This window comes from Pseudomonas sp. QL9, from assembly GCF_041409665.1.
GTDB classification, from domain to species: Bacteria; Pseudomonadota; Gammaproteobacteria; order Pseudomonadales; family Pseudomonadaceae; genus Pseudomonas; species Pseudomonas knackmussii.
On the sequence record NZ_CP166971.1, the window covers coordinates 3,357,268 to 3,371,724 of the forward strand.

General features: G+C 66.3%; 11 protein-coding genes. All 11 read right to left on the reverse strand.

Annotation, left to right across the window (positions count from 1 at the left end; translation table 11 throughout):
- Positions 1 to 46 precede the first annotated feature (46 nt).
- The 11 genes from urtA to accB all read right to left on the reverse strand — a co-directional run bounded on the left by urtA (position 47) and on the right by accB (position 14,440).
- On the reverse strand, positions 47 to 1,315 hold the full coding sequence (gene urtA / locus ACA097_RS15700; RefSeq protein WP_371364388.1) for an urea ABC transporter substrate-binding protein: 1,269 nt from the start codon (positions 1,313 to 1,315) through the stop codon (positions 47 to 49).
- A gap of 254 nt (positions 1,316 to 1,569) precedes the next feature.
- Positions 1,570 to 2,166: a MarC family protein gene (locus ACA097_RS15705; RefSeq protein ID WP_371364390.1), complete on the reverse strand. Its 597-nt coding sequence runs from the start codon at positions 2,164 to 2,166 to the stop codon at positions 1,570 to 1,572.
- Between the two features lie 171 nt (positions 2,167 to 2,337).
- Positions 2,338 to 5,145 (reverse strand): hybrid sensor histidine kinase/response regulator, encoded by a 2,808-nt coding sequence (locus ACA097_RS15710; RefSeq protein WP_160288508.1) that lies wholly within the window; start codon positions 5,143 to 5,145, stop codon positions 2,338 to 2,340.
- A 150-nt stretch (positions 5,146 to 5,295) separates the two neighbouring features.
- Positions 5,296 to 6,585 carry a phosphoribosylamine--glycine ligase gene (gene purD, locus ACA097_RS15715; RefSeq protein ID WP_160288507.1) on the reverse strand — a complete coding sequence of 430 codons (1,290 nt, stop codon included), beginning with the start codon at positions 6,583 to 6,585 and terminating at the stop codon, positions 5,296 to 5,298.
- Between the two features lie 236 nt (positions 6,586 to 6,821).
- Positions 6,822 to 8,429 (reverse strand): bifunctional phosphoribosylaminoimidazolecarboxamide formyltransferase/IMP cyclohydrolase, encoded by a 1,608-nt coding sequence (gene purH, locus ACA097_RS15720; protein WP_371364393.1) that lies wholly within the window; start codon positions 8,427 to 8,429, stop codon positions 6,822 to 6,824.
- 112 nt (positions 8,430 to 8,541) lie between these two features.
- Positions 8,542 to 8,862 carry a DNA-binding transcriptional regulator Fis gene (gene fis, locus ACA097_RS15725; RefSeq protein WP_026078947.1) on the reverse strand — a complete coding sequence of 107 codons (321 nt, stop codon included), beginning with the start codon at positions 8,860 to 8,862 and terminating at the stop codon, positions 8,542 to 8,544.
- On the reverse strand, positions 8,859 to 9,857 hold the full coding sequence (dusB, locus tag ACA097_RS15730; RefSeq protein ID WP_043255628.1) for a tRNA dihydrouridine synthase DusB: 999 nt from the start codon (positions 9,855 to 9,857) through the stop codon (positions 8,859 to 8,861). Before dusB ends, fis begins: the two co-directional genes overlap by 4 nt.
- 229 nt (positions 9,858 to 10,086) lie before the next feature.
- Positions 10,087 to 11,559 (reverse strand): DUF3426 domain-containing protein, encoded by a 1,473-nt coding sequence (locus tag ACA097_RS15735; RefSeq protein ID WP_371364395.1) that lies wholly within the window; start codon positions 11,557 to 11,559, stop codon positions 10,087 to 10,089.
- Between the two features lie 76 nt (positions 11,560 to 11,635).
- On the reverse strand, positions 11,636 to 12,514 hold the full coding sequence (gene prmA, locus ACA097_RS15740; protein WP_043255625.1) for a 50S ribosomal protein L11 methyltransferase: 879 nt from the start codon (positions 12,512 to 12,514) through the stop codon (positions 11,636 to 11,638).
- Between the two features lie 90 nt (positions 12,515 to 12,604).
- Entirely contained in the window at positions 12,605 to 13,954 is a 1,350-nt protein-coding gene (accC, locus tag ACA097_RS15745; protein ID WP_043255623.1) for an acetyl-CoA carboxylase biotin carboxylase subunit, read from the reverse strand.
- An 18-nt stretch (positions 13,955 to 13,972) separates the two neighbouring features.
- Positions 13,973 to 14,440 (reverse strand): acetyl-CoA carboxylase biotin carboxyl carrier protein, encoded by a 468-nt coding sequence (gene accB, locus ACA097_RS15750; RefSeq protein WP_043255622.1) that lies wholly within the window; start codon positions 14,438 to 14,440, stop codon positions 13,973 to 13,975.
- Between the last annotated feature and the right edge of the window lie 17 nt (positions 14,441 to 14,457).

A 14,457-nucleotide genomic window follows, 5' to 3' on the forward strand; every position in this document is an offset into this window, starting at 1 on the left:
GCCCAGGCCGCGCCTGCAGGGCAAGCGCGGCCTGGGGGCTGCGGCGTTACTTGCTGCGCACCGCGTAGTCCGGCTTCTTGTCGTTGCCCGGAATGAACGGGCTCCACGGCTGGGCGCGGATCGGCTCGGCGGTCTTCCAGACCACGTTGAACTGACCGTCGTCCTGGATCTCGCCGATCATCACCGGCTTGTGCAGGTGGTGGTTGGTCTTGTCCATGGTCAGGGTGAAGCCCGAAGGCGCCTTGAAGCTCTGCCCGGCCATGGCCTCGCGGACCTTGTCGACGTCGGTGCTGCCGGCCTTCTCGACGGCCTGCGCCCACATGTGGATGCCGACGTAGGTGGCTTCCATCGGGTCGTTGGTCACGGCGGTGCTGTAGTTCGGCAGGTTCTTCGCCTTGGCGTAGGCCTTCCAGGCGGCGACGAACTTCTCGTTCTCCGGGTTCTTCACCGACTCGAAGTAGTTCCAGGCCGCGAGGTTGCCCACCAGCGGCTTGGTGTCGATGCCGCGCAGTTCTTCCTCGCCGACCGAGAAGGCCACCACCGGCACTTCGGTGGCTTCCACGCCCTGGTTGGCCAGCTCCTTGTAGAAGGGCACGTTGGAGTCGCCGTTGACCGTGGAGATCACCGCGGTCTTGCCGCCGGCGGAGAACTTCTTGATGTCCGCGACGATGGTTTGGTAGTCGCTGTGGCCGAACGGCGTGTAGACCTCCTGGATGTCCTTGTCGGCCACGCCCTTGCTGTGCAGGAAGGCGCGCAGGATCTTGTTGGTGGTGCGCGGGTAGACGTAGTCGGTGCCGAGCAGGAAGAAGCGCTTGGCGCCGCCGCCGTCCTCGCTCATCAGGTATTCCACCGCCGGAATCGCCTGCTGGTTCGGCGCGGCGCCGGTGTAGAAGACGTTCGGCGAGAGCTCTTCACCCTCGTATTGCACCGGGTAGAAGAGCAGGCCGTTGAGTTCCTCGAACACCGGCAGCACGGATTTGCGCGACACGCTGGTCCAGCAGCCGAAGACCACCGCGACCTTGTCCTGGGTCAGCAGTTGGCGAGCCTTCTCGGCGAACAACGGCCAGTTGGAGGCCGGGTCGACCACCACCGGCTCCAGCTTCTTGCCGTTCACGCCGCCCTTGGCGTTGATCTCGTCGATGGTCATCAGCGCCATGTCTTTCAGCGAGGTCTCGGAGATCGCCATGGTGCCGGAGAGCGAATGCAGGATGCCGACCTTGATGGTGTCGGCGGCATGGGAGCTGAAGGGGAACAGACCGGTGAGCATGAGTGCGCTCACTGCCAGAGCGCTTTTCAACAGGGGACGACGTTTCATCGCGGCAGCCTCCTTGGCTTCCTGACACGAGGAGGACGCCGGGCGGCGTGTACGCCGCCATCCGAGCAGCCTCCCGAAGTGGGTAGGGGACCCCTGCGGGTCGGGAGGGCTATCGCAGCATCCGTGCCAAGCAGCGCAAAGTCTTGTCGTAGAAGGCCTCGGCGGGAATTTCTGCCGGAATGGTCAGGGTTTTTGGTGCGCCGCTTTGGTGCGAACGGCGGCCATCGTCGCCGTTCTCACCCCATTCGGGCGCATCAGGTGGGCGGCAGGAAGTAGCCCCGCACGCCGGTCATGATGATCTGCGCGGCCAGTGCGCAGACGAACAGGCCCATCAGCCGGCTGACGATCTGCAGGCCCTGTTCGCCGAGGATCTTCTCGATCTTGTCGGAGAGGTAGAGGGTGATGCCGAGGGTGAGGCAGGCCACGAGGATGGCCGCGATGGCCAGCAGCTTGTCCTCCCACGGCTGGCCGACGCCCATCACCAGCAGTGCACCGATGGTGCCGGGGCCGACGGTGATGGGGATGGTCAGCGGGACGATGGTGACGTCTTGCTGCACGTTGTCGCTCTGCACCGCCGAGCGCCCTTGCGCCATGCCCAGCGCGGAGATGAACAGCACCGAGCCCGCGCCGATGCGGAAGGCGTCGGCGGTGATGCCGAAGAGGGTGAAGATGTAGCGGCCGAACAGGTACAGCAGCACGCTGGCGATCAGCGCGGCCAGGGCCACGCGCCAGGCCATGCGCTTGCGGTCGCGCGGGGCGAAGCCGCGGCTGAGGCTGATGAAGCAGGAAAGCACGAAGAAGGGGCTGTAGAGCACCAGCATCTTCAGGTACACGCTGAACAGCACATGCATGGGGGGCAACTCGTCCAGATGAGATGTCTCACGCGCGGCGGCGTGGCTGGGGCGCAAGCATAGCGGGCTCGGCGGGCGGGGTCATGGCCTGGTGCTAAATAGACAGCCTGTAGGAGCGGCCCATGGCCGCGAATCGCGCGCATGGCGCGCTCCTACAAGGGAATGGCGGCGCTAGGACGGCAGCGCCTCGTCCTTCTGCTGGCGCTGGCGCTTGTCGCGCTCGCCGACCCAGTAGGTCACCAGGTCGCGCAGTTGGGAGAGCTCCACCGGCTTGGCCATGTGGCCGTCCATGCCGACCAGGCGGGCGCGTTCCTTGTGTTCGCTGAGGATGTGCGCGGTGAGGGCCACCACCGGGGTGTGCGGGCGGTGTTCGCTGGCTTCCCAGGCGCGCAGGCGTTCGGTGGCGGAGAAGCCGTCGAGCACCGGCATTTCGCAGTCCATCAGCACCAGGTCGTACTGCGTGGCCTTCATCGCGGCCAGGGCTTCCTCGCCGTTGCTGGCGGTGTCCGGCTGCAGGTTGAGCTTGCCGAGCATGCCGCGGATGACCTTGGTGGAGATGCTGTTGTCCTCGGCGACCAGCACGCGGAAGTCGCCGGGAGGGGGTAGCGGCGTCGGTTCCGGCTCGCTCGGCGGCAGGTAGTTGCTGACGCCGCTCGGGCCGCGCTGGGCGAGTTCGTCGGCGAGGGTCGCCTTGAGCGTGTAGCCGGCCACCGGCTTGGCCAGGATGCGCTTGATCCCGGCGTTGCGCGCGATGATCTTGCTCGGCGCGTTGCTGATGCCGGTGAGCATGATCAGCAGGATGTCGTGGTTGAGGTTGGGGTCTTCCTGGATCTTGGTCGCCAGCTGCATGCCGGTCATGCCCGGCATGTCCTGGTCGAGCAGGACCACGTCGAAGTACTCGCGCAGGTGCGCCTTGGTGCGCAGCTGCGCCAGCGCTTCCTTGCCGGAGGCGGCGGCGCTGACGTTCATGCCCCAGGCGCTGCACTGCTGCACCACGACCTTGCGGCAGGTCTGGTTGTCGTCCACCACCAGCAGGCGCGCGCCTTGCAGCGGGCTGTCGAGGTCGGCGGTGGGGTGGTCGAGCATCTGCCGGTCCAGCGGCAGGCTGAACCACAGGGTATTGCCGGCTTCGCTGCCGCTGTCGGTGCCGCTCTCGATACCGAGCTTGCCGGCCATCAGGCTGATCAGCTGGCGCGCGATGATCAGGCCGAGGCGCCCGCTCAGGCGGGTGGCCGAGAGGAAGTCGCGGCTGTGCAGTTCGGTGGTCAGCAGCGCCTGGCGCTCGTTGGCATCCAGCGGCCGGCCGCTGTCCTGCACGGCGATGCGCAGGCGCGGCTCTGCCGGTGCGCCTTCGAGGGCGACGACCAGCAGGATCTCGCCTTCCTCGGTCTGCTTGAAGGCGTTGTCGAGCAGGCTCAGCAGCACCTGGCGCAGGCGCGTGGGGTCGCCGCTGATGACGCGCGGCACCTGCGGCTGGGTGAAGCTGATGAGCTCGATCTGCTGCTGTTCGGCGCGGCTGCGGAAGGTCGCCAGGCAATCCTCGAGCAGCGCGCCGAGGTCGAACTGCACTTCGTCCAGCTCGATCTGCCCGGACTCCAGCTTGGAGATGTCGAGGATTTCGTTGATCAGCGCCAGCAATTCGTTGCCGGCGCTGTGGATGGTTTGCACGTAGTCACGCTGCTTGGCCGAAAGCGGCGTGCCGAGGAGCAGTTCAGTCATGCCCTGCACGCCGTTCATGGGTGTGCGGATCTCGTGGCTGATCTTCGCCAGGAATTCGCCCTTGGCCTTGAGCTCGGCCAGGGTCGCGGCGCGGCGGCGGCTGGCGTCGAAGCTTTCTTCCTGGCGCAGGCGCTGGCGTTCGGCGAGCGCCAGGCTGAGCAGGAAACCGACCGCGGCGGTCAGCCCAAGCAGGCCGGTGCCGAGCCAGTCGCTGCGGGTCGCCACGTAGCCGAGCAGGGCCGGCAGGCAGATCAGCCAGACCGCAAGGAACAGGCCGAAGGCCAAGGTCACCAGACGCGCCGGGCGGTAGCCCTGGCGCAGGTGGTAGGCGGCGACCAGGAACAGGCCGATGGCGATCACTGCGACCAGGCCGTAGAGCACGTCGCTGGGCGCGAGCTCGAAGGTCCAGCGCAGCAGCAGGCCGAACAGCAGCAAGCCGGCGCTACCGCCGAACAGCAGGCGCTTGAGCGGCAGGTGCGGTGGCTGGCCACGGAAGAAGGCCGCGGTGAAGCCGAGCGCGCAGGCCAGCACCAGCAGCAGGGCCAGCTGTGCGGTCAGCGGTTGCCAGAGCTGGTGGGTGCCGTACCAGGGGCTGAGCAGGCCGAACAGGGTCAGGCAGGCGACCAGCAGGCCGAGGTGCATGCCGGCCAGCCAGAGGCCGCTGCGCACGCGGGAGTAGGCGAAGCGCACCAGGTTGTAGAGCAGCAGCATGCCCAGGCAGCCGAGCAGCACGCCGAATTGCAGCTGGCGCTGTTGGCCGCCGGGATACTCGACGCTTTCCAGGGCGATGTTCGGTCGCAGGCTCTGCGAAGTGCTCAGGCGCACGTAAAGGTCCAGCGGCTGCGCGCTGTTGCGCAGGGGGAGCAGGATGTCGCTGTTGAGCAGCGGGCGCTGGCCGGGGAAGAGGTTGCCGGCCTGGCGCTCTTCGAGCAGTTGCGTGTCGTGCAGCAGGTAGAGCTGCAGGCTGTCCAGGCTCGGGGCGAAGAGGCGCAGCTGGCGCGGGGTGTCGCTGGGTTGCAGGCGATAGTGCAGCCAGGTGGCGCCGGGGCCGGCTGGGGCGTGCAGGTCTTCGATCGCGAGGGGACTGAACAGGGGGCGCAGGCGAGGGGAGATGACGTCCTGGAGTTGCAGCTGACCGTCGCGGTCCTGCAGTTGCGACCAGCCGCCAGCCTCCTGTGCCCAAGCCGGACTCGGGCCGGCGACCAGGGCGGTCAGCAGCAGGCAAACGAGGAGTCCTGTGGCAATCCAGAGCCGGCGCACGGCGAGGTCCCTTCGATGGTGAGTGGCCGGATTATAGCCAAGTGCTAGCTACGCCGTAATCCGTCCGTGCCCGCCGCCAATCGCGCTCCGACTGCAGGTCGGCGGGGAGTGGGGGAGGCGGCCTTGCAACCGCCTCCCCACGCTCGGCTATCAGCCTTCGCCGCGTTCGCGGGCGATGGCGCGGTAGCCGATGTCCTTGCGGTAGAAGCAGCCGTTCCAGCGGATCTGTTCCGCCAGGCGGTAGGCCTGCTGCTGGGCCGAAGAGACGGTCGGGCCGATGGCGGTGGCGCAGAGCACGCGGCCGCCGCTGGTGACGACCTGGCCGTCCTTCAGCGCGGTACCGGCGTGGAACACCTTGCCGTCGAGCTTGGCGGCTGCGTCCAGGCCTTCGATGACGTCACCCTTGGCGTAGTCGCCCGGGTAGCCGCCGGCAGCCAGCACGACGCCCACGGTCGGACGCGGGTCCCAGGTCGCCTCGACCTTGTCCAGCGCCTTGGCCAGGGCGGCCTCGACCAGCAGGACCAGGGAGCTTTCCAGGCGAACCATGATCGGCTGGGTTTCCGGGTCGCCGAAGCGGCAGTTGAACTCGATGACCTTGGGTGCGCCGCTCTTGTCGATCATCAGGCCGGCATAGAGGAAGCCGGTGTAGACGTTGCCTTCCTCGGCCATGCCGCGCACGGTCGGGTAGATGACTTCGTCCATCACGCGCTGGTGCACGTCCGGGGTCACGACCGGAGCGGGCGAGTAGGCACCCATGCCGCCGGTGTTCGGGCCGGTATCGGCGTCGCCGACGCGCTTGTGGTCCTGGCTGGTGGCCATGGGCAGCACGTTCTTGCCGTCGACCATGACGATGAAGCTGGCTTCCTCGCCGTCGAGGAACTCTTCGATCACCACGCGGGAACCGGCGTCACCGAAGGCGTTGCCGGCGAGCATGTCGCGCACGGCTTCCTCGGCTTCGGCCAGGGTCATGGCGACGATCACGCCCTTGCCCGCGGCCAGGCCGTCGGCCTTGATCACGATGGGCGCGCCCTTCTCGCGCAGGTAGGCCAGCGCCGGCTCGACTTCGGTGAAGTTCTGGTAGTCGGCGGTGGGGATCTTGTGGCGCGCGAGGAAGTCCTTGGTGAAGGCCTTGGAGCCTTCCAGCTGGGCGGCGCCGGCGGTCGGTCCGAAGATGTCCAGGCCACGGCTGCGGAACAGGTCGACCACGCCTTTCACCAGCGGCGCTTCGGGGCCGACAATGGTCAGCTGGACGTTCTGGGCGGCGAAGTCGGCCAGTTGCTCCAGGGCCAGCACGTCGATGGCGACGTTCTCGCACTTGGCTTCGGTGGCGGTGCCGGCATTGCCCGGGGCGACGAAGACCTTCTCGACGCGCGGGTCCTGGGCGACTTTCCAGGCCAGGGCGTGTTCACGGCCGCCGCTGCCGATGATGAGTACGTTCATTGGAATTCTCCTGAACAGTTCCGGACCAGCCGGATCGTTGGGTATCGCTTCGCTCCACCCAACCTACGAATTCTCACGATCAGTCCGCTCTTCACGAACCGATCTCAAGGGGCGCGATGAAGCTGGTAGATGCAAGGCGCCCGAGCGTTCACCAAGCGGAGTTGCCTTCTGGCAATGAGCATTGGGGAACGTTCGGGCAACGCCGCAGATGCCTGCTTCAGCGCGTCCGATCCACCTTAGTGGCGGAAGTGACGCATACCGGTGAACACCATCGCGATGCCGGCTTCGTCGGCTGCCGCGATCACCTCGTTGTCACGCATCGAACCGCCCGGCTGGATCACCGCGGTGATGCCGGCCTTGGCCGCATTGTCGATGCCGTCGCGGAACGGGAAGAAGGCGTCCGAGGCCATGACCGCGCCTTTGACTTCCAGGCCAGCGTGCTCGGCCTTGATGGCGGCGATGCGCGCGGAGTTGACGCGGCTCATCTGGCCGGCGCCGACACCGACGGTCTGGCGGTTCTTGGCGTAGACGATGGCGTTGGACTTGACGAACTTGGCCACTTTCCAGGCGAAGATCAGGTCGTGGATTTCCTGCTCGCTCGGCGCGCGCTGGGTGACGATCTTCAGGTCGGCCTCGGTGATCATGCCGATGTCGCGGCTCTGTACCAGCAGGCCGCCGTTGACGCGCTTGAAGTCCCAGCCAGCGGCGCGTTCGGCCGGCCATTCACCGCACTCGAGCAGGCGCACGTTGGCCTTCGCAGCGACCACTTCACGGGCAGCGGCGGAGACTTTCGGGGCGATGATGACTTCGACGAACTGGCGGTCGACGATGGCCTTGGCGGTCTCGCCGTCCAGCTCGCGGTTGAAGGCGATGATGCCGCCGAAGGCCGACTCGGTGTCGGTGGCGTAGGCCAGGTCGTAGGCCTTGCGGATGCCGCCTTCGTTCTCCGGAACCACGGCCACGCCGCACGGGTTGGCGTGCTTGACGATGACGCAGGCCGGCTTGACGAAGCTCTTCACGCACTCCAGCGCGGCGTCGGTGTCGGCCACGTTGTTAAACGACAGTTCCTTGCCCTGCAGCTGGATCGCGGTGGAGACGCTGGCTTCGCCCTTCTTCGCCTCGACGTAGAAGGCCGCGCTCTGGTGCGGGTTCTCGCCGTAGCGCATTTCCTGCGCCTTGATGAACTGGCTGTTGAAGGTGCGCGGGAAGGCGCCGCGGCCTTCGGTGGACAGGGTGTCGCGCGCCTGGTCGATGGTGCCCAGGTAGTTGGCGATCATGCCGTCGTAGGCCGAGGTGTGCTCGAAGGCCTTCAGGGCCAGGTCGAAGCGCTGGGCGTAGGTCAGGCCGCCGGCCTTCAGGGCCGCGACGACGCCGGCGTAGTCAGCGGCATTGACCACGATGGCAACGTCCTTGTGGTTCTTCGCCGCGCTGCGGACCATGGTCGGGCCGCCGATGTCGATGTTCTCGATGGCGGTCGGCAGGTCGCAATCCGGCTTGGCCACGGTGGCCTCGAACGGGTACAGGTTGACCGCCACCAGGTCGATCGGCTTGATGCCGTGCTCTTCCATCACCGCGCCGTCGATGTCGCGACGACCGAGGATGCCGCCGTGCACTTTCGGGTGCAGGGTCTTCACGCGGCCGTCCATCATTTCCGGGAAGCCGGTGTAGTCGGCCACTTCCACGGCGGCGATGGCGTTGTCCTTGAGCAGCTTGTAGGTGCCGCCGGTGGAGAGGATTTCCACGCCGAGGGCGGCCAGTTCGCGGGCGAAGTCGACGACGCCGGTCTTGTCGGAAACGCTGATCAGCGCGCGGCGGATGGGCAGGCGGGTGGTTTGGTCGGTCATCTGAGAGCCATCGTCCAGAGAGAAAGATCAGGGAGGAGTCGCGTGCCCGGGGCCAGAAGCTCGAAGCCGGGTTCGACCCCGGCTTCGGATGACCACGGGCGAGTGCGGCTCGTTAGAGCAGATCGTATTGCTTGAGTTTCTTGCGCAGCGTGCCGCGGTTCAGCCCGAGCAGCTCGGAGGCCTTGGTCTGGTTACCCTTCACGTAATTCATGACGGTTTCCAGCAGCGGTGCTTCCACTTCGCAGAGCACCATGTTGTATACGTCCGTGACCGGCTGCCCTTCGAGATGGGCAAAATAGTTGTGCAGTGCCTTTTCCACACTGTCGCGGAGGGTCTGGCCTTCCTGCGTCGGTGTAGTCAGGTGCTGTTTGAGGTTCGCGTTGTCGCTCACGGGTGTCATTCCACTCACTAATGTCTCGGTCATCGTTGTCATGCGGCCACCCCTTCTCCGTTATTGTGGCGCTCGGCGAAGAACTGCCTGACGCTGGCGCTCTGTGCATCCGTGTTCTGCAAACGATTGAACTGGGCGCGGAACTCCGCCGCCCCCGGTAACGTCGCCAGGTACCAGCCCACATGCTTGCGGGCAATACGAACACCCAGCTCTTCCCCATAGAACGCGTGCAATGCGGCGAGGTGCTCAAGCAAGATGCTTTCCACTTCGCCCAAGGATGGCGCCGGCAATCTCTCGCCGGTGCTCAGGTAATGATCGATCTCGCGGAAGATCCAAGGCCGTCCCTGGGCGGCGCGGCCGATCAGCAGGGCGTCGACCCCGGTCAGCGCGAGCACGCGTTCGGCCTTTTCCGGCGAGTCGATGTCGCCATTGGCGAAGACCGGAATGGAAACCGCCTGCTTGATCGCAGCGATGGTTTCGTATTCGGCTTCGCCGGTGTAGAGGTCGGCGCGGGTGCGGCCATGCACGGCCAGCGCCTGGATACCGGACTGCTCGGCAATGCGCGCGATGGTCACGCCATTGCGGTTGTCGCGGTCCCAGCCGGTGCGAATCTTCAGGGTCACCGGCACCTCGACGGCGGCCACCACGGCTTCGAGGATCTCGGCCACCAGGACCTCATCCTTGAGCAGGGCGGAACCCGCCGCTTTGTTGCACACCTTCTTCGCCGGGCAGCCCATGTTGATGTCGATGATCTGCGCGCCCAACTCGACGTTGGCGCGCGCGGCATCGGCGAGCATCTGCGGGTCGCCCCCGGCTATCTGCACCGAGCGCGGCTGATCCTCGCCGTCGTGCACCAGGCGCAGGCGCGACTTGCGGGTGTTCCACAGGCGCACGTCGCTGGTGACCATCTCCGATACCACCATGCCGGCGCCGAGACGACGGCACAGCTGGCGGAACGGGCGATCGGTCACGCCAGCCATGGGCGCCAGGATCAGTCTGTTGGGCAGTGTGTAAGAGCCGATGCGAACCACCGACATCGCTTCCCTGTTATGGGGCGCAATCGCCAGCCGCTCCCGCGGGTCAACTACTCGGGGAGGCGACGGTGAAGAGCCACCGGTGCATGCAAAAAAGGGAGGGCATGATACCCGCTCTCGATGACCGGATAAAGGCGAATTTGGATAAATTCTGAACAGCAGATTGCTTATTGCCGACGGTTGGAAGACGAGCGGAACTGGCGCCGCATCGCCTTCTGCGCTAGGTGCGCGCTTACTCCGGGGAGTGGAAGCTGAGGCTGTAATTGACCGCCTTGGGACCGGGGTCGAGGATGTCGAGCGAGATGTGAATCGGCGTCTGCGGCGGCATCTCGGTCTGACCGGCCAGTTCTCCGCCCAGGTACTCGCTGGGTTTGAAGCTGCGGCTGGCGAGCAGTTGGCCATTGATGTCGGCGAAACGCAGCTCCAGCAGCGGGAAAGGCTGCGAGAAGCTGGCACGGTTGTAGATGATCGCGTCCACCACCAGCGCGCCGCTGAAGTCCGGATGGCTGCGCACCACCAGGTTGCTGCTGCGGATCTGCTCGACGTCGACCTTCGACGGCAGGCTGCAGCCGATCTGCGGGCAGAATTCGGCGAACCAGGGACGATAGGCGTCCTCGCGGGCCAGTTCGTCGAAGTGATAGACCACGTACTGCGCGCCCAGGCCGCCGGCGGCCAGCAGGATCAGCAGCGTCCAGAGCAGGCGACGGCCCCAGCGACCCTTGGGCTTTTGCCAGTCCAGCTGCAGCGGCTCGTCGCTCAGCTCGCGCAGGCTCTCGTCGCGCAGGGCCGGTTCGTTGCGTATCGATTGCACAACGTGCGGCTTTTCGTCTTCGTCAGGCTCGTCGTTGGCCTCGATCGTCGGTTCGCGCCCTTCGTCGTCTTCGTCCAGCGGCTCGGCGATTTCGTCGTCGTCGCGTCGGGCGCTCAACGCAGGCAGGGGCTCGTCGTCCTCTTCGGGCTCGCTTTCGCTGGTGACGACAGGCTCGGGTTCGATCGGCTGTGGGGCTTCTGGCAGCTCCTCGGGTTCCGCTTCGGGGGTGCCCAGGCTCGGCTCCTGGCGCGCGCCGGGGGCGTGACGTTCGTCTTCCAGCAGGGCTTCGGCCCAGCGCTCGTCGTGCGGATCGCGCGGCTTGTGCTGCGCGCCGAGCAGGGCGTCGGCGGGCTTGGGCGCGGCCTTCAGCTCGCGGAATTCCTGGGAGAGCTCGAATTCGTCGAGCTTGGCCAGTTCCTCGTCGAGGTTGAGGCTGTCCAGGTCGAGGTCGTCGTGGATCCACAGCGTCTCGTCGACGAGCTTGGTCGGGATGCTGGTAGTTGCGTCAGGTGCAGGTGCAGGTGCAGGCTCGGCGGTATTGCTGTCGGCTGCCGGGCGCGCGCTGTGCGGTGCCAGCGGCCAACCCAGGGTGGCGCCGACGGGCGGGCTGACTGGCGTAGCCGGAGCAACGGGGCGCGGAGCTGGCGGCTGCGGTGCAGGCTGTGGCGGGGCGCTGACAGCCGGCTGCGCGACGCGTTCGGGGGCAGGTACGGGAACCGGCGCCGGAATGGGCGCGGGCGCCTGGCCGGCGGGGCGCTGCATGTGCTGCAGCGCGTTGAACACCTTGAGGCAGGAGCCGCAGCGCACAGCGCCATTGGCCGCACCCAACTGCGCCTGATTGACGCGGAAGCTGGTGTGGCAATGCGGGCACTGTGTGATGAAACTATCGCTCATGCGGCGGTCCGGCTCGAAATCAGTCGCTTAGTCTACCTCAAGGCCTGCAGGGCAGGCAGATGGCCAGTTCGCGAACTCAGCGGCGACGGCCGCTGATGCGAATCCAGCCATCGCGCTCGGCAGTCGGGTCGAGGTCGAAGGCGTCCGCGTAGGCAGCGCGCACTTCCTCGGCCTGCTCGGCGAGGATGCCGGACAGTGCCAGGCGGCCGCCGGGCTTGACCAGCGAGGTCAGCTGGCCTGCCAGTGAGACCAGCGGGCCGGCCAGAATGTTCGCCACCACCACGTCGGCCGGCTGCTGCGGCAGGTCGGCGGGCAGGTAGACGGGGAATTTTGCCGGGTCGATGCCGTTGCGCGTGGCGTTGTCGCGCGATGCTTCCAGGGCCTGCGGGTCGATATCGGTGCCCAGCGCCTGCTCGGCGCCGAGCAGCAGTGCGGCGATGGCGAGAATGCCGGAGCCGCAGCCGAAGTCGAGCACGGTATCGCCGGCCAGCTCCTGGCCGTCCAGCCATTCCAGGCACAGTGCGGTGGTCGGATGGGTGCCAGTGCCGAAGGCCAGGCCCGGGTCGAGCAGCAGGTTCACCGCGTCCGGCTCTGGCGCCTCATGCCAACTCGGCACGATCCACAGGCGGCGGCCGAAACGCATCGGCTGGAAGTTGTCCATCCAGCTGCGCTCCCAGTCCTGGTCCTCGACGCGCTCGATCTCGTGCTGTGGCAGGTCACCGCCGGTCAGCAGCTGCAGATGGGCGACCAGCGCGGCTTCGTCGGTGCCGTCTTCGAACAGCGCGAGCAGGTGGGTGTGGCTCCACAGCGGGGTGGTGCCCAGGTCGGGTTCGAAGATCGGCTGGTCCTCGGCATCCATGAAGGTCACCGATACGGCGCCGACTTCGAGCAGGGCGTCTTCGTAGGTTTCTGCCTGATCCGGGGTGATGGCGAGGCGGACTTGAACCCAGGGCATGTGTGGTCTCCGGAATTTTCAGGCGGTAGAAATGCGAAGGAGCGGCCAGGCCGCTCCTTCGGGGGTGCACATGATAGCGCCGTCCGGGCCTCAGTGCTTATCCATACCCAGCTTCTTCTCCAGGTAATGGATGTTCACGCCGCCCTTGCAGAACTCCTTGTCGCGGACCAGCTCCTTGTGCAGCTCGGTGTTGGTCTTGATGCCATCGACGATCAGCTCGTCCAGGGCATTGCGCATCCGCGCCAGGGCTTCGTCACGATCCTTGCCGTAGGCAATGATCTTGCCCACCAGCGAATCGTAGTTCGGCGGTACGGCATAGCCGCTGTACAGGTGCGAATCGACGCGAACGCCGTTGCCGCCCGGGGCGTGGAAGTGCTTGACCTTGCCGGGGCTGGGCAGGAAGGTCTTCGGGTCCTCGGCGTTGATCCGGCATTCCAGCGCATGGCCACGGATGACCACGTCTTCCTGCTTGAACGACAGCTTGTTGCCCGAGGCGATGCTGAGCATCTCCTTGACGATGTCGATACCGGTGACCATCTCCGACACCGGGTGCTCCACCTGTACGCGGGTGTTCATCTCGATGAAGTAGAAGCGGCCGTTCTCGTAGAGGAACTCGAAGGTGCCGGCGCCGCGATAGCCGATCTCGATGCACGCGCGGACGCAGCGCTCGAGGACTTCCTGGCGGGCCTTCTCGTCGATGCCCGGAGCAGGCGCTTCTTCGAGAACCTTCTGGTGACGACGCTGCAGCGAGCAGTCGCGGTCGCCCAGGTGGATGGCATTGCCTTGGCCGTCGGAGAGGACCTGAACTTCCACGTGACGCGGGTTGGTCAGGAACTTCTCCAGATAGACCATGGAGTTGCCGAAGGCAGCGCCCGCTTCGGTGCGGGTCAGCTTGGCCGACTTGATCAGGTCTTCCTCGCTGTGCACCACGCGCATGCCGCGACCACCACCGCCACCGGCGGCCTTGATGATCACCGGGTAGCCGACCTCGCGGGCGATCGCCAGGGCGGTCTCCTCGTCTTCGGGCAGCGGGCCGTCGGAGCCCGGTACGGTCGGGACGCCGGCTTTCTTCATTGCGTCCTTGGCCGAGACCTTGTCGCCCATCAGGCGGATCACGTCGGCGTTCGGGCCGATGAAGGTGAAGCCGGAACGTTCCACTTGCTCGGCGAAGTCGGCGTTCTCGGCGAGGAAGCCGTAGCCCGGGTGAATGCCGTTGGCGCCGGTGACTTCGGCGGCGGCGATGATTGCCGGGATGTGCAGGTACGACTGGCCGGCCGGGGCCGGGCCGATGCAGACGGCTTCGTCGGCCAGCGACAGGTGCATCAGCTCACGGTCGGCGGTGGAGTGCACCGCGACCGTCTTGATGCCCAGTTCCTTGCAGGCGCGTAGGATCCGCAGGGCGATTTCGCCGCGGTTGGCGATCAGTACTTTTTCCAACATCGCAGGGCTCCCCGCGGCTTAGACGATGGTGAACAGCGGCTGGTCGTACTCGACCGGCTGGCCGCTTTCGACCAGGACCTCGCCGATGGTGCCGCTGGTTTCCGCCTCGATGTGGTTCATCATCTTCATGGCTTCGACGATGCACAGGATGTCGCCTTTCTTCACGCTCTGGCCGACTTCCACGAAGGGAGCAGCGGTCGGCGACGGCGAGCGGTAGAAGGTGCCGACCATTGGCGAGCGAACCACGTTGCCGTTCAGCTTGGCGGCGGCCGGAGCGGCTTCAGCGGCCGGGGCAGCGGCAGCGGCTACCGGGGCCGGAGCAGCGGCCGGAGCGGCGTAGGCCGGGGCGGCGGCGTAGATCGGCTGAGCGGCGGTCTTGCTGTGGCGGCTGATGCGTACCGACTCTTCGCCTTCTTTGATTTCCAGCTCGTCGATACCGGATTCTTCGAGCAGTTCGATCAGTTTTTTGACTTTACGGATGTCCATTAGCGTTCGCACTCCCA